Source organism: Telluria sp. B2 (assembly GCF_051789535.1).
GTDB lineage: Bacteria > Pseudomonadota > Gammaproteobacteria > Burkholderiales > Burkholderiaceae_D > Telluria.
In genome coordinates this window covers 730,940-754,148 of record NZ_CP196525.1, presented here as the reverse complement: position 1 = coordinate 754,148, position 23,209 = coordinate 730,940, and the positions used below count along the sequence as shown (strand labels likewise).

At 65.3% G+C, this 23,209-nt stretch carries 25 protein-coding genes; 11 read left to right on the top strand and 14 right to left on the bottom strand.

Annotated features, from left to right (window positions below):
• Window positions 1-52 precede the first annotated feature (52 nt).
• From ACSUZJ_RS03430 to ACSUZJ_RS03380, 11 genes are all read right to left on the bottom strand, one after another.
• On the bottom strand, window positions 53-733 hold the full coding sequence (locus ACSUZJ_RS03430) for an OmpW/AlkL family protein (RefSeq protein ID WP_499413344.1): 681 nt from the start codon (window positions 731-733) through the stop codon (window positions 53-55).
• Window positions 734-817: 84 nt separating this feature from the next.
• Window positions 818-2,155 (bottom strand): SGNH/GDSL hydrolase family protein, encoded by a 1,338-nt coding sequence (locus ACSUZJ_RS03425; RefSeq protein ID WP_499413342.1) that lies wholly within the window; start codon window positions 2,153-2,155, stop codon window positions 818-820.
• 528 nt (window positions 2,156-2,683) lie between these two features.
• Window positions 2,684-3,715, bottom strand: a complete 1,032-nt coding sequence (locus ACSUZJ_RS03420; RefSeq protein ID WP_499413340.1) for an L-threonylcarbamoyladenylate synthase — start codon at window positions 3,713-3,715, stop codon at window positions 2,684-2,686.
• Between the two features lie 2 nt (window positions 3,716-3,717).
• Complete coding sequence (locus ACSUZJ_RS03415; protein WP_499413338.1) at window positions 3,718-4,908, bottom strand: 5-(carboxyamino)imidazole ribonucleotide synthase; 1,191 nt, start codon at window positions 4,906-4,908, stop codon at window positions 3,718-3,720.
• A gap of 19 nt (window positions 4,909-4,927) precedes the next feature.
• The gene (gene purE, locus ACSUZJ_RS03410) at window positions 4,928-5,431 is read right to left on the bottom strand and encodes a 5-(carboxyamino)imidazole ribonucleotide mutase (protein ID WP_499413336.1); all 504 of its coding nucleotides are present in this window, start codon (window positions 5,429-5,431) and stop codon (window positions 4,928-4,930) included.
• Window position 5,432: 1 nt separating this feature from the next.
• On the bottom strand, window positions 5,433-6,329 hold the full coding sequence (locus ACSUZJ_RS03405; protein ID WP_499413334.1) for a phosphoribosylaminoimidazolesuccinocarboxamide synthase: 897 nt from the start codon (window positions 6,327-6,329) through the stop codon (window positions 5,433-5,435).
• Between the two features lie 97 nt (window positions 6,330-6,426).
• The gene (fba, locus tag ACSUZJ_RS03400) at window positions 6,427-7,491 is read right to left on the bottom strand and encodes a class II fructose-bisphosphate aldolase (protein ID WP_499413332.1); all 1,065 of its coding nucleotides are present in this window, start codon (window positions 7,489-7,491) and stop codon (window positions 6,427-6,429) included.
• 60 nt (window positions 7,492-7,551) lie between these two features.
• A complete protein-coding gene (gene pyk, locus ACSUZJ_RS03395; RefSeq protein ID WP_499416422.1) occupies window positions 7,552-9,006 on the bottom strand; it encodes a pyruvate kinase in 1,455 nt (484 codons plus the stop codon).
• Window positions 9,007-9,083: 77 nt separating this feature from the next.
• Window positions 9,084-10,289 (bottom strand): phosphoglycerate kinase, encoded by a 1,206-nt coding sequence (locus tag ACSUZJ_RS03390; protein WP_499413330.1) that lies wholly within the window; start codon window positions 10,287-10,289, stop codon window positions 9,084-9,086.
• A gap of 41 nt (window positions 10,290-10,330) precedes the next feature.
• Window positions 10,331-10,675, bottom strand: coding sequence for an AzlD domain-containing protein (locus tag ACSUZJ_RS03385; protein ID WP_499413328.1), 345 nt, complete (start codon window positions 10,673-10,675; stop codon window positions 10,331-10,333).
• Window positions 10,668-11,417 (bottom strand): AzlC family ABC transporter permease, encoded by a 750-nt coding sequence (locus ACSUZJ_RS03380; RefSeq protein ID WP_499413326.1) that lies wholly within the window; start codon window positions 11,415-11,417, stop codon window positions 10,668-10,670. Before ACSUZJ_RS03380 ends, ACSUZJ_RS03385 begins: the two co-directional genes overlap by 8 nt.
• Before the next feature lie 270 nt (window positions 11,418-11,687).
• Here ACSUZJ_RS03380 and ACSUZJ_RS03375 point away from each other — a divergent pair, with 270 nt between their 5' ends.
• From ACSUZJ_RS03375 to ACSUZJ_RS03365, 3 genes are read left to right on the top strand one after another with little or no spacing between them, the layout of a single operon-like run.
• The gene (locus ACSUZJ_RS03375; RefSeq protein WP_312548618.1) at window positions 11,688-11,882 is read left to right on the top strand and encodes a zinc-finger domain-containing protein; all 195 of its coding nucleotides are present in this window, start codon (window positions 11,688-11,690) and stop codon (window positions 11,880-11,882) included.
• A gap of 34 nt (window positions 11,883-11,916) precedes the next feature.
• On the top strand, window positions 11,917-12,921 hold the full coding sequence (locus ACSUZJ_RS03370; RefSeq protein WP_499413324.1) for a YheT family hydrolase: 1,005 nt from the start codon (window positions 11,917-11,919) through the stop codon (window positions 12,919-12,921).
• Entirely contained in the window at window positions 12,914-13,513 is a 600-nt protein-coding gene (locus ACSUZJ_RS03365) for a DUF2946 family protein (RefSeq protein ID WP_499413322.1), read from the top strand. The genes ACSUZJ_RS03370 and ACSUZJ_RS03365 overlap by 8 nt, the downstream gene beginning before the upstream one ends.
• Window positions 13,514-13,560: 47 nt before the next feature.
• Here the strand turns inward: ACSUZJ_RS03365 and ACSUZJ_RS03360 are convergent, their stop codons facing one another.
• The 3 genes from ACSUZJ_RS03360 to ACSUZJ_RS03350 all read right to left on the bottom strand — a co-directional run bounded on the left by ACSUZJ_RS03360 (window position 13,561) and on the right by ACSUZJ_RS03350 (window position 16,326).
• Window positions 13,561-13,863 carry a hypothetical protein gene (locus ACSUZJ_RS03360; RefSeq protein WP_499413320.1) on the bottom strand — a complete coding sequence of 101 codons (303 nt, stop codon included), beginning with the start codon at window positions 13,861-13,863 and terminating at the stop codon, window positions 13,561-13,563.
• A gap of 89 nt (window positions 13,864-13,952) precedes the next feature.
• Entirely contained in the window at window positions 13,953-14,717 is a 765-nt protein-coding gene (locus ACSUZJ_RS03355) for an alpha/beta fold hydrolase (RefSeq protein ID WP_499413318.1), read from the bottom strand.
• A gap of 25 nt (window positions 14,718-14,742) precedes the next feature.
• Window positions 14,743-16,326: a M48 family metalloprotease gene (locus ACSUZJ_RS03350; protein WP_499413316.1), complete on the bottom strand. Its 1,584-nt coding sequence runs from the start codon at window positions 16,324-16,326 to the stop codon at window positions 14,743-14,745.
• Between the two features lie 86 nt (window positions 16,327-16,412).
• On the opposite strand from ACSUZJ_RS03350, the gene moaC reads away from it, so the two are divergent.
• The 8 genes from moaC to ACSUZJ_RS03310 all read left to right on the top strand — a co-directional run bounded on the left by moaC (window position 16,413) and on the right by ACSUZJ_RS03310 (window position 23,202).
• The gene (gene moaC / locus ACSUZJ_RS03345) at window positions 16,413-16,916 is read left to right on the top strand and encodes a cyclic pyranopterin monophosphate synthase MoaC (RefSeq protein WP_499413314.1); all 504 of its coding nucleotides are present in this window, start codon (window positions 16,413-16,415) and stop codon (window positions 16,914-16,916) included.
• A 161-nt stretch (window positions 16,917-17,077) separates the two neighbouring features.
• The gene (locus ACSUZJ_RS03340; protein ID WP_499413312.1) at window positions 17,078-17,425 is read left to right on the top strand and encodes a hypothetical protein; all 348 of its coding nucleotides are present in this window, start codon (window positions 17,078-17,080) and stop codon (window positions 17,423-17,425) included.
• A gap of 16 nt (window positions 17,426-17,441) precedes the next feature.
• Window positions 17,442-17,882, top strand: a complete 441-nt coding sequence (pqqA, locus tag ACSUZJ_RS03335) for a pyrroloquinoline quinone precursor peptide PqqA (RefSeq protein ID WP_499413310.1) — start codon at window positions 17,442-17,444, stop codon at window positions 17,880-17,882.
• A 65-nt stretch (window positions 17,883-17,947) separates the two neighbouring features.
• A complete protein-coding gene (gene pqqB, locus ACSUZJ_RS03330) occupies window positions 17,948-18,883 on the top strand; it encodes a pyrroloquinoline quinone biosynthesis protein PqqB (RefSeq protein ID WP_499413308.1) in 936 nt (311 codons plus the stop codon).
• Entirely contained in the window at window positions 18,880-19,572 is a 693-nt protein-coding gene (gene pqqC / locus ACSUZJ_RS03325) for a pyrroloquinoline-quinone synthase PqqC (RefSeq protein WP_499413306.1), read from the top strand. The genes pqqB and pqqC overlap by 4 nt, the downstream gene beginning before the upstream one ends.
• Before the next feature lie 14 nt (window positions 19,573-19,586).
• Entirely contained in the window at window positions 19,587-19,850 is a 264-nt protein-coding gene (gene pqqD / locus ACSUZJ_RS03320; RefSeq protein ID WP_499413304.1) for a pyrroloquinoline quinone biosynthesis peptide chaperone PqqD, read from the top strand.
• 10 nt (window positions 19,851-19,860) lie between these two features.
• Complete coding sequence (gene pqqE / locus ACSUZJ_RS03315; RefSeq protein WP_499413302.1) at window positions 19,861-21,015, top strand: pyrroloquinoline quinone biosynthesis protein PqqE; 1,155 nt, start codon at window positions 19,861-19,863, stop codon at window positions 21,013-21,015.
• Between the two features lie 135 nt (window positions 21,016-21,150).
• A complete protein-coding gene (locus tag ACSUZJ_RS03310; protein WP_499413300.1) occupies window positions 21,151-23,202 on the top strand; it encodes a S9 family peptidase in 2,052 nt (683 codons plus the stop codon).
• Window positions 23,203-23,209 lie beyond the last annotated feature (7 nt).

The following is a 23,209-nucleotide window of genomic DNA, read 5'->3' as shown; positions in this document are numbered from 1 at the left end:
CGGCAGGGCCAAAACCGTGCCGGCTGTTCGCAGCGAACGCCGCGCGATACTCTTAGAACTTGTAGCCGACAGCCAGCACCACCGCCACCGGATCGAGCTTCATGCGCTGGGTCTGGCCGGTCGAGAAATTGGCGACCGTGCGCAGGCGGGTCTTGTTGACGGTCGCGTCAACGAACCAGCGCTCGCTGAAGTTCATCGCCACCCCGACCTGGGCGGTGTAGGTGAACTTGTTGTCGATGCTCAGGGTCGTTGCCGGGCCGCCCGGGTTGGTCAGCGCGGTCAGCTTGCCCGAACCGCGTTCCTTCATGAAATAGGCGTAGGTCGCGCCCAGGCCCACATAGGGACGGAAGGTCGCGCTCGGTTCGAAGAAGCGGTACTGCAGGAAGGTGGCCGCCGGCAGCGCCTCGACGGTCGCCAGTTCGCCGGTGCCCTGGATCGAGCCGGCGCCCCTGATCTTGTGCTTGTACGGGGTGCCCAGCGGGACTTCGACCGAGATATGGTCGGTGAAGCCGTAGGCGAAGATCAGCACGGGCTGGATGTCGCGGTCGACCGATGCCTTGGTGAACGGCAGGGCCGGACCGGTGAGGTCGCCACTTTCGACTTTCGGGGTCAGCTGGTTGAAGCCGAACTTCGCGGTCCACTGGCCGGCCGACTGGGCCGAGGCGCCGCCTGCGCATGCGAGCGCGACGGCAGCCACGGCCATTTTCACGACGCTATTGAAACGTACTTTCATTATTTCTCCTGATTCTTATTAGAGCCGCAAGGCCCGCCTGTCTACAGGCGGGCGCAGGCAAGCTTTTTCGTCTTTATTCCCGGATTACAGCCAGCCCTTGACGGCCATATCCTTCAAGATATAACGCGCCACCAGCCAGTACTCGTACGGAGTCGGGTGGATGCTGTCGGCGTACATATAGCGGGCAGTGTCACCGCCGGCGACCAGGGTGCGGGTCGTGCACAGCAGCGAGGTGTCCTTGACCTTCGGCAGGTCGCAGGCCGGCGTCGTGACGTTGGTCAGGCCATAGATCTCGGTGGTGCGCGGGTTCGTCATCTGGTCCTTGCTGACGCTGTACAGGTCGACGTACAGGATGCGCGGATCGTTGCCCAGGCCGGCCTTCAGCTGGCTGTTGAAGGCGTTGACCATGGTGTCGATCAGCGGCTGCAGCGCAGGCTGTGCGCGGCCCGACGGGGTATTCGCCACGTCCGGCAGGTTGTTCACGATGACGTACTTGGCGCCCTTGGCGACGATCTCGTTCTTGACGATGGCGGCTTTCTCGGCGCCGGCCTTGCCCAGTTCCGCAACCAGGGTCTGTGCATTGGCGGCAGCATACTCGGCGGCTGCCTTGGCGCCGGCGGCTTGCGCATCGGCGCCGGCCTTGGTCGCGGCCGCGACTGCCGCGGCCTGGGTGGCGCCTTGCGAGATGGCGGCCATCACGGCGGCGTTGGTGATCGCGGTCTGGCCACCTGCGGCATTGTTCTGGACTGCCGCAGTGATGATCGGCGCCGCGGTTGCGGGATTCGGCGTGGTCGCCGCCAGGCCGCTGATGAGCAGGCTCGGGAAGGCGCGCTGGCCGGCGGCCGTGCCCGCAGCGCTGACCGCGCCCAGCTGCATCAGGACATCGTTGCCGCCAGCCATGATGGTGACCAGTTCGGTGCCGCTGAACTTGCCGCCGACCTTGGCCAGGTGGTTCTGGACCTGGGCCGATACCGGCAGGGTCATTTCACCCATGTCCGGCTTGACTGCCTTGTTGCCCGGGCCGATAGGATTGGTCACGCGGGCGCCGCCCTGGGCGTAGTTGAAGCAGTTGACGTTGTTCGTAATGGGGACGTTGAAGCCCTCGGCAGTGCCCTCCAGGCCGGTCTGCGCGGCGCACGGGGCCGGCAGGCGGAGCTCGGCGGCCAGCACCTCGGTCCAGTTCAGGCCGGTCAGCGCCGGATCCTTCGCGGTCTCGGAGCCATTGATGGTGAAGCGGCCGCCGCCGGCAGCCTTGACCGCGCCGACGTTGTAGGTACCGACGTCCGACAGGCTGTCGCCGAACGTGACTTGCTGGCTGAAAGTGATCGGGTGCGACTGGTCGCCACCGCTGCTACCGGTGCCGCCGCATGCGGCGAGCGCAGCCGCGGTCAGCAGCGCGAGCGCAAAATTCTTTTGAAGCATTGTGTCTCCTAAGGGGAAAGGATGTTTTTTCTTTGAAACGAAACGAACGCTCGTGCTATTCGTGTCCTAACTAATATGCCAGTGTTCCGTACGCTTGTATATGAATGAATTGTCGCGGCGTCAGCCGCAGACCACAGTCTCGAGCGATAAACTACTAGCAACATTCCTGATTATAACAAGCATTAATGCCTGTTATATGTCAAAAGGTAACGGTGCGTAGATGGTAATGACCAGGACGGTCGAGAGGCGAGAATATTTATTCTCGAGCAAGAGTGAGCAGGTCCGAGGATGGGTGTGCGTAGGGTGGGTTCTTGCACCCACGCGGTGCATCGTTCGAACAGTCGTACAGCCGCCGCAGGAACGCGAATGGTGAGACCGCGTGGACACAGGTGTCCACCCTACGGAAATCCGGGCGCTGGCCTGACGACTGTGCTGGAATGCGAATGGTGAGACCGCGTGGGCACGAGTGCCCACCCTACGGCGATACCGGGGTTTCACAGGTGGGTACGCGTACCCACCCCACCATGCTCAGACGCCCGCGTCGCGGTTGAGCAGGCCGTGCACGATCCCGGTCGAGCCGTGTGCGGCGCGGCGCAGGCGGTCGTTCACGCCCAGCCAGGCGCCACCCTGCGGCGGGGCCTCGACCAGGATGAGGTCGGCGCCCTTGCCGTCCATGGCGCGCAGCGCCGCGTACAGCGCATGGGCAAAGCCTTCGGGCGTGCCCGGCAGGCGCTCGCTGGCGTGGCTGGCCGGCAGGTCCGAATAATGGATCAGCGCGACCTTGCGCCCGGCCTCGTGCAGGCGGGCCAGGGTCTGCGCCAGCGTGGCCGTGTCCTGCATCGCCACCGGTGTGTGCGGCGCATAGTGCGATTCGAGCGTGCCGGAGGCGCGTGGCGCTGCGGCATCGGGTGCGCTCGGGAGCTGATCGATGACCGCCGCGATCGCTTCCGCGCTCACATGGCCCGGACGCAGCAGCACCGGGCCGTGGGTGGCCAGGCGCGACAAATCGACGATGGTCGACTCGATCCCGACCCGGGCGGCGCCGCCGTCGAGCACCATGGCCACCGAGCCGTCGGCGCCGAATTCATCGCGCACGTGCTGGGCCAGCGTCGGGCTGACGTGTCCGAACTTGTTGGCCGAAGGCGCAGCCACCCCACCCTGCCCGCCCCTGAAGGCGCGCAGCAGGGCAATGGCCACCGGGTGCGCGGGGCAGCGCAGGCCGACGGTGTCCTGGCCGCCGCTGACGGCATCGGGAATGTTCGGTGCGCGTTTCAGGATCATGGTCAGCGGACCGGGCCAGAAGGCCTCGGCCAGCGCATGCGCCTGCGGCGGGATTTCGCAGGCCCAGTGCGCGATGTCCGCTTCCGGCGCCAGGTGCACGATCACCGGGTGATCCTGGGGACGGCCCTTGGCGGCGTAGATCGCGGCGACCGCCGCCGGGTTCTCGGCGTCCGCTCCCAGGCCGTAGACGGTCTCGGTCGGGAAGCCGACCAATTGGCCGGCTTCGAGCGCGCGCGCCGCGGCAAGAATGGCGGCCTGGTCGATGGCTTGCTCGTTCATGCTCACGGCGCGATCCCCAGGATGGCGCAGGCCGCCTGCAACTGCTGCTGTGCTTCAGCCAGGGTCGACGCGACAAACGTCACGTGGCCCATCTTGCGCCCGCGGCGCGGATCGTCCTTGCCGTACAGGTGCAGGAAGGCCCCCGGCAGCGCCAGCACGCGGTCCCAGGCCGGTTCACGCACTGTATCGCCGTCGAACCAGACATCGCCCAGGATGTTGAGCATGACAGCCGGCGAATGCTGGCGCACATCGCCCAGCGGCAGGCGCGCCATCGCCCGCACCTGCTGGGCGAACTGGCTGGTGACGCAGGCGTCGATCGTGTAGTGGCCGCTGTTGTGCGGACGCGGCGCCATCTCGTTGACGACCAGCGAGCCGTCTTCCAGCACGAAGAATTCGATGCAGAGGACGCCCACATAGCCGAGCTGGGCAACGATGGCGCGCGCTGCATCCTGGGCGCGGCGTGCGCATTCCTCGGAGACGTTCGGCCCCGGCACGGTCGTGGTGAACAGGATGCCGTCGCGGTGCACGTTTTCGGCGATCGGATAGACCACCGATGCGCCATCCGCGCCGCGCGCGGTCAGCACCGAGACCTCGTAGGCCAGCGGCAGCATTTTTTCCAGCAGACAGGTCACCTGGCCCATCGCCTCGAAGGCGGCGCGCACATCCTCGCGGCTCTTCACGCGCACCTGGCCCTTGCCGTCGTAGCCCATGCGCACGGTCTTCAGGATACCGGGCAGCAGCTCGTCGCCGATGGCATCGATGTCTTCCATCGAAGCGATCACCTTGTGCGGCGCCGGCATCACGCCGGACTGCGGGGCGCAGTCGACAAAGAAGCGCTTTTCCAGCACGCGGTCCTGGGCAATCGCGACGCAGGCGCCGGCGGGCGCCACGAAACTGCCCTGGGCCAGCAGGTTCATGCTGTCGGCCGGCACGTTCTCGAACTCGGTGGTGACGGCGCTGCACAGCGCGGCCAGCTGGCCGAGTGCGACGTTGTCGGTGTAGCCGGCCTCGATCAGGCGCTCGGCCACCTGCCCCGCGGGACAGTCGGCGGCCGGCTCCAGCACGGCGACCTTGTAGCCCATCGCCTGGGCGGCGTGGGCGAACATGCGGCCAAGCTGGCCGCCTCCCATCACGCCCAGCCAGGTCGGCGGATTGGCGTGCGGGAGAAAGGGAGAGTACTGCGTGTTACTCATAGTATTTCGAACTGAGCTTTCAGACAGGCAGGGTCATCGCCTGGGCGGCGGCGGTCTGGTCCTTGCGGAACTGTTCCAGCTTCGCGGCCAGGGCGTCGTCTTGTGCGGCGATCATCGCGACGGCCGTCAGCGCGGCATTCGCAGCGCCGGCTTCGCCGATGGCGAAGGTCGAGACCGGCACGCCTTTCGGCATCTGCACGATCGACAGCAGCGAATCCTCGCCGCGCAGGTACTTCGACGGCACCGGCACGCCGAGCACCGGCACGATGGTTTTCGCGGCCACCATGCCCGGCAGGTGGGCCGCGCCGCCGGCGCCGGCGATGATGGCGCGCAGGCCGCGTGCGCGCGCCGTTTCGGCATACGCGAACATCTCGTCCGGCATGCGGTGCGCCGAGATTACCTGCGCCTCGAACGGTACGCCGAACTGCTTCAGTACGTCGACCGCGTTCTTCATCACGTCCCAGTCCGACGAGGAACCCATGATGACGCCGACCAGCGGCGTGTTCACTGCTTGATCAGTCATCTCAGGCCTTCAGCTTCTCGCCGGTCAGGCGTTCGATGGCTTCGAAATACTTGGCCTGGGTTTTCTCGATCACGTCCTGCGGCAGGGCCGGGGCGGGTGCGGTCTTGTTCCAGTCGCTCAGGGTTTCCAGGTAGTCGCGCACGAACTGCTTGTCGAAGGACGGCGGCGACATGCCCGGCGCGTACGAGTCGGCCGGCCAGAAGCGCGAGGAGTCGGCGGTCAGGACTTCGTCCATCAGATGCAGCACGCCGTTGTCGTCCAGGCCGAACTCGAACTTGGTGTCGGCGATGATGATGCCCCGGGTCGCCGCGTAGTCGGCGGCGGTCTTGTAGAGCTGAATCGACACGTCGCGGATCTTATTCGCGAGTTCCGAACCGATGCGCTGCTCCATGTCGGCGAACGAGATGTTCTCGTCGTGCTCGCCGATGTCGGCTTTCGCGGCCGGGGTGAACAGCGGTTCCGGCAGCTTGTCCGCCTGGCGCAGGCCGGCGGGCAGTTCGATGCCGCAGATCTTGCCGCTTTGCTGATAGTCCTTCCAGCCGGAGCCGATGATGTAGCCGCGCACCACGGCTTCGACCAGGATGGGTTTCAGGCGCTTGGCCACGACGGCGCGGCCGCGCACCTGCTCGACTTCCTCAGGGGCCACGACGCTTTCCGGCGCCACGCCGGTCAGGTGGTTCGGCACGATGTGGCCGAGTTTTTCGAACCAGAAGTCGCTCATCTGGTTCAGCACCATGCCCTTGCCGGGAATCGGTTCGTTCATGACGACGTCGAAGGCCGACAGGCGGTCGGTGGTGACGATCAGGATCTTGTCGTCGCCGACGGCGTAGTTGTCGCGCACTTTGCCGCGGCCGAGCAGTGGCAGGGACTGGATCGTGGATTGGTAGAGGCTGTTCATAGAAGGGATATCAGGAAAACGAAACCGGCAGCCCGGGAAAAACCGGCCCGCCGGAAAGAAACGCGGGCTGCCGCAGCAGCCCGTTCCAAACGCTATATTACTTGACTACTTGCGCCAGTTCGCCGGCCTTATAACGCTCGGCCATCTTTTCCAGCGGGATCGGCTTGATCTTCGCAGCCATGCCTTCGCAGCCGAAGGACAGGTAGCGCGCCTTGCAGATCTCGGTGGCGGCTTCGCGCGCGGGCTTGAGGTAGTCGCGCGGGTCGAACTTCGACGGGTTCTGGAACATGTACTTGCGGATCGCAGCGGTCATGGCCAGGCGGATGTCGGTGTCGATGTTGATCTTGCGGACACCGTGCTTGATGCCTTCCTGGATCTCTTCGACCGGCACGCCGTAGGTTTCCTTCATGTCGCCGCCGAATTCGCGGATGATGGCCAGCAGTTCCTGCGGCACCGACGAGGAGCCGTGCATCACCAGGTGGGTGTTCGGGATGCGGGCGTGGATTTCCTTGATGCGATCGATCGCCAGGATGTCGCCGGTCGGCTTGCGGGTGAACTTGTAGGCGCCGTGCGAGGTGCCGATGGCGATGGCCAGCGCATCGCACTGGGTGCGCGCAACAAAGTCCGCAGCCTGGTCGACGTCGGTCAGCAGCTGCTCGCGGGTCATGGTGCCGTCGGCGCCGTGGCCGTCTTCCTTGTCGCCCTTCATCGTTTCCAGCGAACCGAGCACGCCCAGTTCAGCCTCGACGGTCACGCCGATCGAGTGCGCGAACTTCACGACCTCTTTCGACACTTCGACGTTGTATTCGTAGGAAGCGACCGACTTGCCGTCGGCTTCCAGCGAACCGTCCATCATCACGGACGAGAAGCCCGAACGGATCGCGGCCATGCAGACCGCCGGCGACTGGCCGTGGTCCTGGTGCATGACGACCGGGATGTGCGGGTAGGCTTCGACGGCGGCGTCGATCAGGTGGCGCAGGAAGGCTTCGCCGGCGTACTTGCGCGCGCCTGCGGAGGCCTGCATGATCACCGGGGAACCGGTGGCATCGGCCGCGGCCATGATGGCCTGCACCTGCTCCAGGTTGTTGACGTTAAACGCCGGCAGGCCGTAGCCGTTTTCGGCGGCGTGGTCCAGCAATTGACGCAGTGATACGAGTGCCATGGTAGTACTCCAAACAATAAAAAAACCTGTTCAAGGGCTTCGACAACGCGAAGCAGCCATTTAATCCTTATAGGTCTCGCCCACGCGCACGATCTTGAGGGCGTTGGTGCCGCCGGCCTCGCCCATCGGCGAGCCCCAGGTCACGACGATGGTGTCGCCGGGGCTGACCATGCCCTCCTTGATCAGGAGCTCTTCCGCCTTGCGCAGCACCGCGTGGCTGCCGCCTTCCTGCAGCAGGTGGAATGCTCGCACGTTCCGGTACAGCGAGGCCTTGCGCTGCGTCGTTTGTGACGGGGTCAGGGCGAAGATCGGGGTGTCGATGTTATGTCGGCTCATCCACAGCGCGGTCGAGCCCGATTCGGTCAGGGCCACGATCGCCTTCACAGCCAGGTGGTGGGCGGTGAACAGGGTGCCGTAGGCAATCGACTGGTCGATGCGGGTGAACTCCACGTTCAGGAAGTCCGCGTCGAGCTTGTTGTATTCGGATTGTTCCGCCTCGAGGCAGATCGCGGCCATCATCTCGACCGTTTCGACCGGGTACTTGCCCGATGCGGTCTCGGCCGAGGTCATGACGGCGTCGGTGCCGTCCAGCACGGCGTTGGCCACGTCCGACACTTCGGCGCGGGTCGGGACCGCGTTGACGATCATCGATTCCATCATCTGGGTCGCGGTGATGGCCAGCTTGTTGGAGGCACGCGCCATGCGGATCATGCGTTTTTGCAGCGCCGGCACGGCCGCGTTGCCCACTTCCACCGCCAGGTCGCCGCGCGCGACCATGATGCCGTCGGAAGCGTCGAGGATTTCCTGCAGCACCGGGATGGCTTCGGCGCGCTCGATCTTGGCGATCATCATCGGCTTGTGCTGGTAGGGCTCGCCGGCGATGTTGGCCAGCTGGCGCGCCATTTCCATGTCGGTCGCGCTCTTCGGGAAGGAGATCGCCAGGTAATCGGCCTGGAAGCTCATCGCGGTCTTGATGTCTTCCATGTCCTTCGAGGTCAGGGCCGGCGCGGTCAGGCCGCCGCCCATGCGGTTGATGCCCTTGTTGTTCGACAGTTCGCCGCCGACCTTCACCGTGGTGCAGATCTCGTGGCCGACGACCTTGTCGACGACCAGCACGATCAGGCCGTCGTTGAGCAGCAGCTTGTCGCCCGGCTTGACGTCGCGCGGCAGCGCCTTGTAGTCGAGGCCGACGCGTTCCTGGTTGCCCAGCTCGCCGTTCTCGCCCCACTTGGCGTCGAGGATGAACTTGTCGCCATTGTTCAGGAAGATCTTACCCTCTTCAAACTTGCCGACACGGATCTTCGGCCCCTGCATGTCGGCCATGATCGCCACTTCGACGCCGCATTCGGCGGCAGCGCGGCGCACCAGCGCGGCGCGGTCGATGTGGTCCTGGGCTTTACCGTGCGAGAAGTTCAGGCGCACGACGTCGACGCCGGCGCGGATCATCCTGACGAGGATGTCGAAGTCGGTCGAGGCAGGGCCGATGGTGGCAACGATCTTGGTGGCGTTGTGCAGGGGACGCTCAGCTTGCATGAGTTGGAATCCTTGGTTCTGAAAAGAGAAGCGCAGCCCCGGGGCTGCGCTGGCACTGCTTACTTGACGTTACGCTGGAGCAGGATCTCGACTGCCGGCAGGGTCTTCCCTTCGAGGAATTCGAGGAAGGCGCCGCCGCCGGTGGAGATGTAGCCGATCTTGTCGCCGATGTCGTACTTGGCAATCGCCGCCAGGGTGTCGCCACCGCCGGCGATCGAGAAGCCCTTCGAGTCGGCAATCGCCATGGCGAGCGTCCTGGTGCCTTCGGCAAACTGGTCGAACTCGAACACGCCGACCGGGCCGTTCCAGACGATGGTGCCGGCCTTGGCCACCTGCTCGGCCAGCATGGCGGCGGTCTTCGGGCCGATGTCGAGGATCATGTCGTCGTCCGCCACGTCGGCCACATCTTTCACCGTGGCAGCCGCGGTCGGGCTGAACTCCTTGGCACAGACCACGTCGACCGGAATCGGCACCGAGGCGCCGCGCGCGCTCATCATGTCGATGATGGACTTCGCCTCATTGACGAGATCGTTCTCGGCCAGCGACTTGCCGATGTTCAGGCCGACGGCCTTCATGAAGGTGTTGGCGATGCCGCCGCCGACGATCAGGTTGTCGACCTTGCCGGCCAGGCTCTGCAGGATCGACAGCTTGGTCGAGACCTTGGAGCCGGCGACGATCGCCAGCAGCGGGCGCTGCGGCTGGCCAAGGGCCTTGCCCAGCGCGTCGAGTTCGGCGGCCAGCAGCGGACCTGCCGCGACGACTGGGGCAAACTTTGCGATGCCGTGGGTGGTCGCTTCGGCGCGGTGGGCGGTGCCGAAGGCGTCGTTCACGTAGACGTCGCACAGCTTGGCCATCTTCTGGGCCAGCTCGTCCGAGTTCTTCTTCTCGCCCTTGTTGACGCGGCAGTTTTCCAGCAGCACGACCTGGCCCGGGGCGACATCGACGCCATCGACCCAGTCCTGCTTCAGTTCGACCGGTTGGCCGAGCAGCTCGGACAGGCGCTTGCCGACCGGGGCCAGGCTGTCTTCCTGCTTGAACTCGCCTTCGGTCGGACGGCCCAGGTGCGAGGTCACCATGACGGCGGCGCCGGCCTTCAGCGCGGCCTGGATCGCCGGCACCGAAGCGCGGATGCGCGTGTCTTCGGTAATGTTGCCGGCGTCATCCTGCGGCACGTTCAGGTCGGCGCGGATGAAGACACGCTTGTTTTTCAGCGCATCGCGGTCGATCAGGTCTTGCAAGCGGGTGAAACTGAGAACGGCGTCCATGGCGACTCAACAGTGAAATAGTGAAAAAACGTTATTCTACCCTAGGAGGTGCCCCCGAAAACGTGTAAGACCCGCAACAGTGTGAAGGCAAGCATGCCGAACACGATGGTCTGCAGCATGTTGCGGCGCCAGAGGTAGAAGCCGAGCGCGGCGATGCCCGCCAGCAGCTTCGGATTGCCCAGCTCCAGGTGCACCTTGCCGCCGCCATCGAGCAGCAGGTCGGGGCCGATGATCGCCGCCAGCGCGCAGGCCGGCGCATAGCGCAGCATGTCCTGGATGCGCGGCGGGATGCTCACCTTGTGGCCGACCAGCCAGAAGCCGCTGCGGGTGATGGCAGTCGCCAGCGCCAGCACCACGATCACGGCCCAGATTTCCCACTCAGCCATGACGGCCCTTTCGTTTTTGAAGAATGTTTTCCGCCGCCAGCGCGGTCAGCATGCCGGCGAGCACCGCCACCAGCAGGCCCAGTTTGTAGGGGAAGCCGTTGGCCAGCACCGCCACGGCGCCCGCGACCAGCACGCCGCACAGCGCGGCACTGTTGATGATGAGCGGCACCGTGATGCAGAGGATGGCCAGGGTGCCGGCAAAGCCCAGGCCCCATTCGGTAGGAATGGCGCTGCCGAGGAAGATGCCGATGAGCGAACCGGTCTGCCAGGCACACCAGTTCGGGAACATCAGGCCCTTCAGGTAAGACAGCTTGCCCTTGACCGGCACGGCGGTCGGGAAGCGCTGCAGGAACAGGGCAATCGTCAAATCGCCGGAGATATAGCCGTAGAACAGGCGCTGCCTCCAGGGCAGATGCGAGAAGTGCGGCGCCAGCAGGGCCGAGAAGATCACGAAGCGCAGATTGACCACCAGGGCGGTGGCGAAGATGACCCAGATCGGTGCATGCGCGAGGATCAGCGGCAGCGCCGCGAGCTGGGCGGAACCTGCGAACACCAGCAAGGTCATACCGCTGGCCTGCAGGACGGTGAGCCCCGTCTTGACCATCGCGATGCCGACCACCATGCCCCAGGCGGCGATGCCGAACAAGGTCGGGATGCCGGTCTTGAGGCCTTCGCGCCAGAGTGCCGGATCGTGCTCTTCGATGACTTGCGGCGGCGTGTGCGTGGCGGGCGGCGCGCTCATGTCGCCTTCCTGCAACAGCCTGAACGAGGGAATACGGTGGTAAAACGGGAGATGAAAAGCATGAAACCCAGCGGAGAAATGTAGGGTGGGCACTTCGTGCCCACGCGGTACGCACGCAAGCCCCGGTTACGTGCGCAAGCATATCGCTCGCAACGCAACCGCCAGCCCCAGGCAATGTGATCAATTCACCATTCTACCGATCATCCCGTTACCCCGCTCGAATCCGTTAAAATCCCATCTTTGCCCAACTTTGCTCGACGGAGAACTTCAATGAACGTAAAGACGATGCCTGTGGTGGAACTCGAGGCCAAGGACCTGCCGGCGCACTGCCCGAATCCGGCCATGCCGCTGTGGTCGTCGCACCCGCGCGTCTTCCTGGATTTCGACCATGAAGGCACCGCCAAGTGCCCCTACTGCGGCACCCACTACCGGCTGGCCCCTGGCGTCGAGTTCAAGCATCACTAAGCCGCCAGCCGGCTGAGCTGCCCGGCCCCTTGTCATGGACTATCGCGCCCCCCGGTGGCTGCCCGGCGGCCACCTGCAGACCATCTATCCGGCGACCTGCATCGCCAAGCCGCCGGTCGCGTACCGGCGCGAGCGCTGGACGGTAGCTGATCCCCTGCTGGGCGACGATTTCGTCGACGTCGATTTCGTCGACGGCGAGCCGGGCAAGCCGCTGGTCGTGCTGTTCCACGGGCTGGAAGGCTCGTCGAACAGCCATTACGCACGCGGCCTGATGGCGGCGCTGGCCAGCCGCGGCTGGTCCGGCGCGGTGCCGCATTTCCGCGGCTGCTCGGGCGAACCGAACCGCACCGCCCGCTTCTACCACTCCGGCGACGCCGCCGAGATCGCCTGGATCATGGCGCGCCTGCGCGAGCGCGCGCCGGGTCCACTGTACGCCGCCGGCGTCTCGCTCGGCGGCAATGCCCTGCTGCGCTGGCTCGGCGAATCCGGCCACGGCGCCGACTTCGTCACCGCCACTGCCGCCATTTCCGCCCCGCTCGATTTGGCGCGCGGCGGCGAAGCCCTGTCCTCAGGCTTCAACATGCTCTACACGCGCATGTTCCTGCAGACCCTGAAGCCGAAGTGCCTGGCCAAACTCGAACAATTCCCCGGCCTGTTCGACCGCGAGGCCCTGCTCGCCGCGCGCGACCTCTACGCCTTCGACAACGTCGTCACCGCGCCGCTGCACGGCTACCGCGACACCGACGACTACTGGCACCGCGCCAGCGCGCGCCATGTCCTGCACGACATCACCGTGCCGACCCTGGTCCTGAACGCCCGCAACGATCCCTTCCTGCCGGGCGTGCACCTGCCATCCCGGGCATCGAAGGCGGTGACGCTGGAATACCCGGAAGAAGGCGGCCATGTCGGCTTCCCGGCCGGCCGCTTCCCCGGACGCATCGACTGGTTGCCGGCGCGCATCCTGTCCTTCTTCGACGGAAACACGACGCGCGCGCCGATAGAGCCCGAGTTATGCAATGCTGGAGCCCATCATGGATGACATCGTAATTCAGGCAATGGCCAAGTGGCCGAACGTGCCCCACTGCTACGGCTGGCTCGCCCTCGACGCGCGCGGCGGCTGGCGCATGCGCGACGAGGCGGCGCAACAGGCGAACGCTCCGGGCGACCGGCTGACCAATGCAGCGCTGGTCGGCTTCATCAACCGCAACTACCTGCACGACGAGCAGGGCCGCTGGTATTTCCAGAACGGGCCGCAGCGCGTGTACGTCAATCTCGAAGCGACGCCTTTCATTGCGCGCACCGATCCGGCGCAGGGCATGGTGGTGCAGACCGGTGCGGCGGTGTCAATCATCGAACGCCTGTATCTCACCGAAGCCGGCGAGGCGATCGTGCAGGCGGGCGAGATCGTGGCGCAGGTTGACGACCGCGATGTGGCGCAGTTGTTTGAAGGTCTGGAACTGGACGGCAAGCCGGCCGGGGACGAGGCCTTGATGGCCTGGATCGAAGGTGGAAGCGGAGCAATGACGCTGCGCTACCGCGGCGCGCAGGTGCCGGTCGAACGTATCCGGCGCGAGGAACTGGCGCAGCGCTTCGGCTTCGTGCGCACGCCAGTCCCGGCCCAGCAGGTCTAGACAGGCGCGATTTTCCCGTTTTCGATCGAAACCGCGTGCCTGGCCACTCAGGTGTAATTGCCCTCGTGCGAACAAGGCCCGTGCGCCAGGCTGAGCACTGTCGTGCCATCGGTCAGCAGGATCATCATGGGGTCGACCCCGTTGTCCGGCGCGCCTTTGAAAATCGTTCCACCCAACCGGAATGCGGCAGTTTCAGGGTTGGGTGAACGGACTACCGCTTCCACGTCATCATCGCCATTAACGGTCGCCTCGATCCAGTGATAAATGCCGCCGCTTTCCGCGTGATAGCGCAGTGTCGCCCGGAAGCCTGCGTCGTCGAGTTCGACCTCGGCATAACCGCCTGTCGTCATCCATCATCCGCGCATGTCGGCTGACATCACCCAGTTCCAGTGCTTCATCGGTTCCCAGCCCGTTGATGATAGGGTCAGCTTCTTTAGTGTCATGCCTGCCCAGTACGATCATCCCGCCAAGCCATCTTCGCCGCCTCACTGATCACCGACCGCACCAGCTCCGGCTCGGAAAACTGCGGAAAATGCCCGCTCTTCTTCGCCATCACCTGCCTGCCCAGCGGAGACAATTTGACCAGATCGCGCTGGTGGCGCGCCCGCGCCTCGCGTTGCGCGTCCGGCGTGGCCCAGCGTAGCGGATGCTGTTCGCCGGTGACGACGTACAGGGGAATCGGGGGAAATGGCGGCGCAGCCTCGAGCTGGGCCAGGCTCTCGTCGACGTGGCGCGTCTCGGCCAGGGGATGTGGCGGCGCCAGGCGCTGGCCCAGGAACCTGACCCCGCGCTGCAGCGCATTCTCGTACTTCGGCAGCACGCGCACATCCTCTGGACTGGTCGCTTCCAGCAGTACGACGGCGCCGACTTCTTCCGGATACAGGCGCGCGAACAGGTTGACGATGAGCCCGCCGAAGGAATGGCCGACCAGCACGTAGGGACGCGGCACGTCGAGCGCCTCCAGCACGTCGCGCAGCGCCTCGACCATCTCGTCGAGCGTCTGCGCGCGCACGGGCTTGCTGCTGGCGCCGATGCCGGGGCGGTTGTAGCCGAAGGCAGCGTGTTCGCTGGCGAGCGCGGCGAAGATCTTGAACCAGGCCTCGACCGGGCCGCCCGTGCCGTTCACCAGCACGATGCCGGGGCCGCCGCTGCCGGCGAAGATGTACTCGACGGTCTCGCCGGAGACGTCGATTCTCATCTTCATGGGCAGAACGACCGGACGCACGAGGCTACTTCACCTTCTCTTCGAGTTCCTTGTCCTGGCGCTGGCGCTCCTTGATTTCGCGTTCGCGCGCGTCGATCACGGACTGCTCGTAGAAGCTTGCGTCGCCCGCCTTGCGCGCGAAGTTGAGCTGGTCCACCGCCGCCGGCAGGGCGCCGGCCAGCACATAGGATTCGGCCAGCGCCATGTGCTGCAGCGCGATCTTGCCCTGCTGCGAATAGGCCTTCGCCATCAGGTCGTAGAGTTTCGGATCCTCGCGGTACTGGCGCACCTGGTCGCGCAGGTAGCGCGTCGCGTCGTCATATTTGCCGGCCGCGATCATCGCATCCGCGTACTGGCGCGCCAGCGCGCGCGACAGCGGATACTGGTTGACGTAGCGCTCGGCGTCCTTCAAGGCCTGCTGCGCCACCTCCCTGGGCTGGCCCGGCGCCAGCTTGATCTCGAGATCGAGCCCGGCGAACATGGCGCCGCCATCGCTGGCCGGGGCGGCGGAGAACACGCCTTCCTTCGGCTGCAGCGACGCGCGCGCCTTGTCGAGCCAGCTGCGCGCGGCCGCCAGGTCGCCCTGCTTGAGCGCCAGGAAGGACAGGCCGTACTGGGCCGCCGCCTGCTGCTGGCGTTGCGGCTGCTTCATCTGGGTTTCGAAGATCGTGCGGGTGTCGCGCAGGCCGGTCGTGCTGCCGTCCTGCAGCACGCGGGCACGCGCCTTGGCAAGATGAAATTCGATCGTGTCGGCACGCGGGCGGTAAGGCGTCTCGCGGATGCGCGACTGGATGTCGGCAATGCGCTCGCTCGTCAGCGGGTGGCTGCTGAGGAAGGCCGGCATTTCCCCATACACCTTGTTCGCGCTTTGCAGGCGCTTGAAAAAGGCCACCATGCCCGAGGTGTCGTAGCCGCCCGCGCCCATGATCTGGAAGCCGATGCGGTCGGCCTCGCGCTCGGCATCGCGGCTGAAGCTGAGCTGGCGGTCCGCCATCAGGCCCTGCCCGCCCATCAGCACGCCCATGGCCGCGTCGGGACTGGCTTTCGCGGCCAGCGCCGCCAGGATCATCGAGGCGATCGGCAGCAGCGCATCCTGCTTTTGCTGGCCGATCATGCGCGCGATGTGGCGCTGCGACACGTGACCGATTTCGTGCGACATCACCGAGGCCAGCTCCGACTCGGTCTGGGCCGCAATCAACAGTCCCGAGTGGATGCCGATGAAGCCGCCGGGCAGCGCGAAGGCGTTGAGCACGGGATCGCGCACGGCGAAAAAGCCGAAGTCGGCGCCGGTCTCGCCGCGCGCGCCGGGCACGGCATCGACCAGGGCGCCGCCGAAATGGTTCAGGTAATCGAGGATCTGGTCGTCGTCGAGGTAGTCGCGGTCGCGCCGGATCTGGCGCATGATCTCCTCGCCGAGCTTGCGCTCGACGATCGGCGACAAGTCTTCGCGCGCGGTATCGCCCAGGGTGGGCAGGCGTGACGAGGAGGCGACGTTCAGGGATTGTCCAGCCGCCGAGGCGCAGGCGAAACCGGTCGCGGCCGACACGAACAGGGCGGCCAGCGAACGGCGCCAGCGGGCGGATGCGGGCGGCAACGCAGGATGGGTCATCGGTTTCACGGTGCTATGATAACCCCATCCGCGCGCGCCTTGCCGCGGGCCGAAACACTTTATTACCCAAGCATACCGACACGACAATGACCGACCAGAACCCGACCGCCGCCTCTCCGCTTACCCACTTCGACGCCAGCGGGCAAGCCCACATGGTCGACGTCGGCGCCAAGAACGAGACCCACCGCATCGCCGTGGCCGCCGGCACCATCCGCATGAAGCCGGAAACCCTGGCGCTCATTCAATCGGGCAACGCCAAAAAAGGCGACGTGCTCGGCATTGCCCGCATCGCCGCCATCATGGGCGCCAAGCGCACGAGCGACCTGGTGCCCCTGTGCCATCCGCTGGCCATTACCCGTGTCGCGGTCGATTTCGAAGTCGACGCAGTAGCCAACAGCGTGCACTGCCGTGCCCAGGTCGAAACCCATGGCAAGACCGGGGTCGAGATGGAAGCGCTGACCGCGGTGCAGGTGGGTTTATTGACCATTTATGACATGTGCAAGGCGGCCGACCGCGGCATGGTGATGACCAATGTGCGCGTGCTGGAAAAGCACGGTGGCAAGAGCGGGGACTGGACGGCGGCGGTATAAGCCCTTGATTCTTTCGGATTCCGGGGCGGCAACTCGCTACATACAAGTACACATATTTAGTAACAATACAATTGTTGAGTAAAAGTTACTATACAGCCATACTCTGGTGGCGACGTCAATACCGCCGTCGCGCACAATCGTAGCCACCGGGGAGTCCATCCATGCGTATCCTTGTTCTGACACTGGCAGCTTTGGCATCGTTGACCGCTTGCGGAGGAGGGGAGGACGAAGAGGCCAGCACCAAGGTTTTTAAATCGATGGGCTCGCTGCAGTGTAGCGGTGGGGGCCTGTCGTTATCCGCCCTGCAAGCACAGCTAACGGCGGCCAACGTCGAGGTGCGCTCTGCCGCATGCGGCACGGATGGCATGTTCCCTCCGGCGGTATGCGGTGCTCCGGATACCAGAATCGGCATCTTCGAAATTTCGCCTTCTCAGGCCGAGGCAGCTGCCGCGGCAGGCTTCAAGCCCTTGAGCACGGCGCCGACGGCCAGGATTATTCCTTGCACCTGAACGGCGTGCCGGGCTGATGGATGACTGCCGGCTTCATTTCGCCGGCAGCACGCTTCCCATCCACGCCTGCGTGTATGCCTGCCCCATCATCCCAACCGCCTTCCCGTTCGCCGCGCCGAAGCGCTCCATCGACCGCTGCTGCACCGACACAGAGCAGAAATGGCTGATCACGCCTGTGTCACAGTGTGTCAGTATTGCAATACCACTGTTCAACTTTGGCACACCTGAGCAAGGCGCCATCCCTTCCTTCCACGCTAGCGACACCGCCACGGCGGCACAGGCTCGCAGGTGGCATGGGTATTGCCTATTTCGTTTTGACTGGCCGGCCAACCGGCCAGCGCACATCGAGATGGCCAATTCAATATTCGTGAGGAGATCGACCATGACCTGGAGCAAACCGGAATTCATCGACTGGCGCTTTGGTTTCGAAATCACGCTGTATATCGCAAACCGCTAGCCCAGCCTTGATGCCGGCAAGGGCGCCGCTATCCCGGGCGCCGGCGCCGGCTTACCGATCAGCCTATGAAAATCATCGTATTGGGCTCGGCGGCCGGAGGCGGCTTCCCCCAGTGGAACTGCAACTGCCGCAACTGTAGCGGGCTGCGCAGCGGCGCCATCCGCGCCACGGCGCGCACGCAGTCCTCCATCGCGGTATCCGCCGATGGCCAGGACTGGGTACTGATCAACGCCTCACCGGACATCCTCGCGCAAATCCGCGCCACGCCGGCGCTGCAGCCAGGGCGGGCCAGGCGCGATTCCGGCATCGCCGCCGTGATGCTGATGGACGCGCAGATCGATCACGTGACCGGCCTGCTGATGCTACGGGAGGGACAACCGTTGCCTCTCTACTGTACGGCGCCGGTCTGGAGCGAACTCAACAGTGCGCTGCCTTTGGCGCCGGTACTGTCCCACTATTGCGGCGTGCGCTGGCATGAACTACCCGTGGAGGACGACGCGACAGGCATCGCCCGCATGCCATCCACGCAGGTGCCCGGCATCGAGGGCATCCGCTTCACGCCACTGCCGCTCAGCAGCAAGGCGCCGCCGTATTCTCCGCACCGGGAACGTCCGGAGCTCGGGGACAACATCGGCCTGCTGATCGAGGACGTCGCCAGCGGCAAATCGGTGTTCTATGCGCCCGGTCTCGGTGCGATCGACCCGCTGGTAGCGGCCGCGTTGCGCCACGCGGATTGCGTGCTGGTCGACGGCACCTTCTGGAGCGCGGACGAAATGACCGCGCTCGGGTTCTCGAAGAAAAGCGCGGCCGACATGGGGCACCTGCCGCAATCGGGCGAAGCCGGCATGATTGCCGTTCTCGACAGCATCGGCGAGCGGCGCAAGGTGCTCATTCACATCAACAACACCAATCCGATCCTGGACGAGGACTCCGAGCAACGCGCCATCCTGGCGCGCCACGGCATCGAAGTCGCGTTCGACGGCATGGAGATCACAATATGAGTGTCGCCGCGCCCTGGAGCCGCACCGAGTTCGAAGCGCAATTGCGCGAGCGCGGAGCCGGTTACCACATCCACCATCCCTTCAACGTGAAGATGAACGAAGGCCTGCTGCGCGAGGACCAGATCCGCGGCTGGGTCGCCAACCGGTTCTACTACCAGATCAACATTCCCCAGAAGGACGGCGCCATCATCGCTAATTGCCCGGACCGCGAGACGCGGCGCAAATGGGTGCGCCGCATCCTCGACCACGACGGCTGGGAAGACAACGAAGGCGGCATCGAAGCCTGGGTGCGGCTGGGCGAGGCGGTCGGCATCGATCGTCAGGCCCTGTGGTCGCAACGTCACGTGGTTCCGGGGGTGCGCTTTGCCGTCGATGCCTACGTCAACTTTGCCCGCCGCGTCCCCTGGCAGGAAGCCGTCTGCTCCTCGCTGACCGAGATGTTCGCTCCAAAAATCCACAAGGACAGGCTGGCCAACTGGCCGATCCACTACGGCTGGATCGACCCGGAGGGCCTGCAGTATTTCCGCAGCCGCATCTCGCTGGCCGAACGCGATGTCGAACACGGCCTGCAGGTGACGCTCGACCATTTCACGACCCGCGACCAGCAGCAGCGCGCGCTCGAGATCCTGCAGTTCAAGCTCGACGTCCTGTGGTCCATGCTCGACGCCATCGAAAAAGCCTATCCCTGACCCACAGGTGCTCCATGAACCCGATCCCCGACAAACCCGCCCTGTCCCGCCTGTTCCGCATGCAGTGGGAAGAGGCGCAAGGCAACTACGTGCTGCTGTATCCGGAAGGGATGGTCAAGCTGAACCAGAGCGCGGCCGAGATCCTCAAGCGTTGCGACGGCCAGCATACCGCGCAGGCCATCGTGGGCGAACTCGAGCAAGCCTTCAACTGCAGCGGCCTGCAGGGCGACGTCGACGACTTCCTGCGCGCCGCCGGCGAACGCGGCTGGATTGCCTGAGCCTGTCGCCATGAACGCTCCGACTCCCGGCCCGGCCCTGTCCCACCCTGCGATTGCTGCGCCGCTCTGGCTGCTGGCCGAACTGACCTATCGCTGCCCGCTGCATTGCCCGTTCTGCTACAACCCGGTCGACTACACCAAGCACCGCGTCGAACTGACGACCGAGGAATGGTTCGGCGTGATGCGCCAGGCGCGCCAGCTCGGTGCGGCCCAGCTCGGATTCTCGGGTGGCGAGCCGTTGCTGCGCGACGATCTCGAGGAACTGGTCGGCGAAGGCCGCCGGCTGGGCTTCTACACGAACCTGATCACGTCCGGGATCGGCCTCACCGAGGCACGCTTGGGCCGCATGAAGGAACTGGGACTGGACCATATCCAATTGTCGTTCCAGGATTCGACCCGGGAAATGAACGATTTCCTGTCGAGCACCAAGACCTTCGACCTCAAGCTGCGCGTCGCCCGGCTGATCAAGCAGCACGACTATCCGATGGTGCTGAACGTCGTGCTGCATCGTTTTAACCTCGACCATGTGGGCCGGATCATCGAGATGGCGCTCGAGATGGGTGTCGAGTACCTGGAACTGGCGAACACCCAGTATTACGGCTGGGGCCTGGTCAACCGGGCGCAGCTGATGCCGACGCGCGAGCAGCTGGTGCAGGCCGAAGCGGTCGTCAATGACTACCGCGCCCGCATCGGCAACGCGATGCGCATCCTCTTTGTCGTGCCCGATTATTTCGAGGAGCGGCCGAAGGCCTGCATGAACGGCTGGGGTTCGGTCTTCCTCGGCATCGCACCCAACGGCACCGCCCTGCCCTGCCATGCCGCCCGCTCCCTGCCGGGGATCGCCTTCCCCAACGTGCGCGAGTTCAGCGTGAAGGACATCTGGTATGCCAGCGGCGCATTCAATCGCTACCGTGGCGATGCATGGATGAAGGCGCCGTGCAGCGGTTGCGCCGAGAAGGACAAGGATTTCGGCGGCTGCCGCTGCCAGGCCTATGCGATGACGGGCGACGCCGACAACGCCGACCCGGTCTGCGCGAAGTCCCCCCGGCATGCCGAAGTGCAGACCATCGTGATGCATGCGCGGCGTACGCAAGAGGAACCGCAGCAGGCGCGTCCACTCCTGTTCCGGACCGATGCCAACTCGCGCCAGATGGGTGGCGGGTAGATGCTGCGGCAATAAATGATGCACAGCCGGCAGCAGCCCGGCAAACTCTTTGACGTGTTAAATTGCTGGTTTGCCCACGGCCGAGCTCTGCCGTGCGGGCGAGAACACACCCGAGACACGCTTGAAGAGGATCGAATGAAATTACGCTTGTTGATGCTGGGCGCGGCCGTTGCCGCCTCCAGCGCCGTGGCCGCGCCGCGCGGTTTCACGGTGGAAGACCTGGTCAACCTGGAACGCGTCGGCAGCCCGGCGCTGGCGCCGGACGCCAGCCGCGTCGTCTACACGGTGCGCAGCACCGACATGGACAAGAACCGTGGCCACACCAAGCTGTGGATGGTCGACCTGCGCGATGCCAAGGCGGCGCCCAAGGTCTTCGTTTCCCACGACAGCAGCAGTACCGATCCGGAATGGTCGCCGAAGGGCGACGCCGTCTACTTCCTGTCCAGCCGCTCGGGCAGCGCCCAGGTCTGGCGCCAGCCGGTTGGCGGCGGCGCGCCGGTGCAGGTGACGAAGCTGCCGCTGGACGTCGACAACTTCCGCGTCTCGCCCACGGGCGACCGCATCGCCCTGAGCATGGCCGTGTTTCGCGACTGCGCCGACCTGGCCTGCACCAAAAAACGCATGGATGAGCAGGCCAGGAACAAGGCGAGCGGACGCGTCTATGACCGCCTGTTCGTGCGCCACTGGGACACCTGGGCCGATGGCCGCAACGCCGTGCTGTTCTCGGCGCCGCTGAACGACAAGGGCGTGGTCGCCGGTACGCCGGTCAGCCTGTCCGGCTCGCTCGACGGCGATGTGCCTTCGAAGCCTTTCGGCGACCGCGAGGAATACCGCTTCAGCCCGGACGGCAAGACCGTGGTGTTCTCGGTCCGTATCGCCGGCAAGACCGAAGCCTGGTCGACCAACTTCGACGTCTATTCGGTCCCGGCCGCGGGCGGCGCGCCGCGCAACCTGACCGCGGACAATCCGGCCTGGGACACCAAGGCCGTGTTCTCGCCGGACGGCAAGACGCTGGCCTACCTGGCGATGGCGCGTCCGGGCTTCGAGGCCGACCGCTACCAGATCATGCTGATGGACGTGGCGAGCGGCCAGAAGCGCAAGCTGGCTGAAAGCTGGGACCGCTCGGCCGGCGCCCTGCAATGGACCGCGGACGGCAAGGCCGTGATCGTCGACGCCGAAGACATTGGCCAGCATCGCCTGTTCCGTATCGACGTCGCCAGCGGCAAGGTCGATGCGCTCACCGGCAAGGGTTCGATCGCCGGCTTCGACGTGCGCCGCGATACCGTCGCCTTCACCCAGGCCTCGCTGACCTCGCCGGCCCAGCTGTATTCGATGAAGCTCACCGATGCCAGGCCGCAACAGCTGACCAACAACAACGCCGACAAGCTGGCCGACGTGCGCTTCGGCGAATTCGAGCAATTCTCGTTCAAGGGCGCGAACGGCGACACCGTCTACGGCCACGTGATGAAGCCCTGGAACGCCACGCCGGGCGCAAAGTATCCGATCGCCTTCCTGGTGCACGGCGGTCCGCAGGGCAGCTTCGGCAATGCCTGGAGCTACCGCTGGAATCCACAGGTGTATGCCGGCGCCGGCTACGCCACCGTGTTCATCGATTTCCATGGCTCGACCGGCTATGGCCAGAAGTTCACCGATTCCATCAGCGGCGACTGGGGCGGCAAGCCGCTCGAGGACCTTCAAAAAGGGCTGGCGGCAGCGGTGCAGCAGTTCCCCTGGCTCGACCGCGAGCGCAGCTGCGCGCTGGGCGCCTCCTACGGCGGCTACATGATGAACTGGATCGAGGGTAACTGGCCGGACGGCTTCAAGTGCATCGTCAACCACGACGGCGTGTTCGACACGCGCGGCATGGCCTACTCGACCGAGGAGCAGTGGTTCACCGACTGGGAAAACGGCGGCCCCTACTTCATGGTGCCGGAGAAGCACGAGCGCTTCAACCCGGTGCACCATGTGAACAAGTGGAAGACCCCGATGCTGGCGGTCCAGGGCGACCTCGACTTCCGCATCCCGACAGCCCAGGCGCTGTCGACCTTCACGGCGCTGCAGCGCCGCGGCATCGAGAGCAAGCTGCTGGTATTCCCGGACGAGAACCACTGGGTGCTGAAGCCAGCGAACTCGGTGCTCTGGCACCACACCGTGATCGATTGGCTCGACCACTACCTGAAGCGCTGAGCCTGTC

Coding starts and splice junctions, on each gene's coding strand:
- ACSUZJ_RS03430 (WP_499413344.1), bottom strand. CDS start 733: ATGAAAGTACGTTTCAATAGCGTCGTGAAAATGGCCGTGGCTGCCGTC.
- ACSUZJ_RS03425 (WP_499413342.1), bottom strand. CDS start 2,155: ATGCTTCAAAAGAATTTTGCGCTCGCGCTGCTGACCGCGGCTGCGCTC.
- ACSUZJ_RS03420 (WP_499413340.1), bottom strand. CDS start 3,715: ATGAACGAGCAAGCCATCGACCAGGCCGCCATTCTTGCCGCGGCGCGC.
- ACSUZJ_RS03415 (WP_499413338.1), bottom strand. CDS start 4,908: ATGAGTAACACGCAGTACTCTCCCTTTCTCCCGCACGCCAATCCGCCG.
- purE (WP_499413336.1), bottom strand. CDS start 5,431: ATGACTGATCAAGCAGTGAACACGCCGCTGGTCGGCGTCATCATGGGT.
- ACSUZJ_RS03405 (WP_499413334.1), bottom strand. CDS start 6,329: ATGAACAGCCTCTACCAATCCACGATCCAGTCCCTGCCACTGCTCGGC.
- fba (WP_499413332.1), bottom strand. CDS start 7,491: ATGGCACTCGTATCACTGCGTCAATTGCTGGACCACGCCGCCGAAAAC.
- ACSUZJ_RS03390 (WP_499413330.1), bottom strand. CDS start 10,289: ATGGACGCCGTTCTCAGTTTCACCCGCTTGCAAGACCTGATCGACCGC.
- ACSUZJ_RS03385 (WP_499413328.1), bottom strand. CDS start 10,675: ATGGCTGAGTGGGAAATCTGGGCCGTGATCGTGGTGCTGGCGCTGGCG.
- ACSUZJ_RS03380 (WP_499413326.1), bottom strand. CDS start 11,417: ATGAGCGCGCCGCCCGCCACGCACACGCCGCCGCAAGTCATCGAAGAG.
- ACSUZJ_RS03375 (WP_312548618.1), top strand. CDS start 11,688: ATGAACGTAAAGACGATGCCTGTGGTGGAACTCGAGGCCAAGGACCTG.
- ACSUZJ_RS03370 (WP_499413324.1), top strand. CDS start 11,917: ATGGACTATCGCGCCCCCCGGTGGCTGCCCGGCGGCCACCTGCAGACC.
- ACSUZJ_RS03365 (WP_499413322.1), top strand. CDS start 12,914: ATGGATGACATCGTAATTCAGGCAATGGCCAAGTGGCCGAACGTGCCC.
- ACSUZJ_RS03360 (WP_499413320.1), bottom strand. CDS start 13,863: ATGACGACAGGCGGTTATGCCGAGGTCGAACTCGACGACGCAGGCTTC.
- ACSUZJ_RS03355 (WP_499413318.1), bottom strand. CDS start 14,717: ATGAAGATGAGAATCGACGTCTCCGGCGAGACCGTCGAGTACATCTTC.
- ACSUZJ_RS03350 (WP_499413316.1), bottom strand. CDS start 16,326: ATGACCCATCCTGCGTTGCCGCCCGCATCCGCCCGCTGGCGCCGTTCG.
- moaC (WP_499413314.1), top strand. CDS start 16,413: ATGACCGACCAGAACCCGACCGCCGCCTCTCCGCTTACCCACTTCGAC.
- ACSUZJ_RS03340 (WP_499413312.1), top strand. CDS start 17,078: ATGCGTATCCTTGTTCTGACACTGGCAGCTTTGGCATCGTTGACCGCT.
- pqqA (WP_499413310.1), top strand. CDS start 17,442: ATGGATGACTGCCGGCTTCATTTCGCCGGCAGCACGCTTCCCATCCAC.
- pqqB (WP_499413308.1), top strand. CDS start 17,948: ATGAAAATCATCGTATTGGGCTCGGCGGCCGGAGGCGGCTTCCCCCAG.
- pqqC (WP_499413306.1), top strand. CDS start 18,880: ATGAGTGTCGCCGCGCCCTGGAGCCGCACCGAGTTCGAAGCGCAATTG.
- pqqD (WP_499413304.1), top strand. CDS start 19,587: ATGAACCCGATCCCCGACAAACCCGCCCTGTCCCGCCTGTTCCGCATG.
- pqqE (WP_499413302.1), top strand. CDS start 19,861: ATGAACGCTCCGACTCCCGGCCCGGCCCTGTCCCACCCTGCGATTGCT.
- ACSUZJ_RS03310 (WP_499413300.1), top strand. CDS start 21,151: ATGAAATTACGCTTGTTGATGCTGGGCGCGGCCGTTGCCGCCTCCAGC.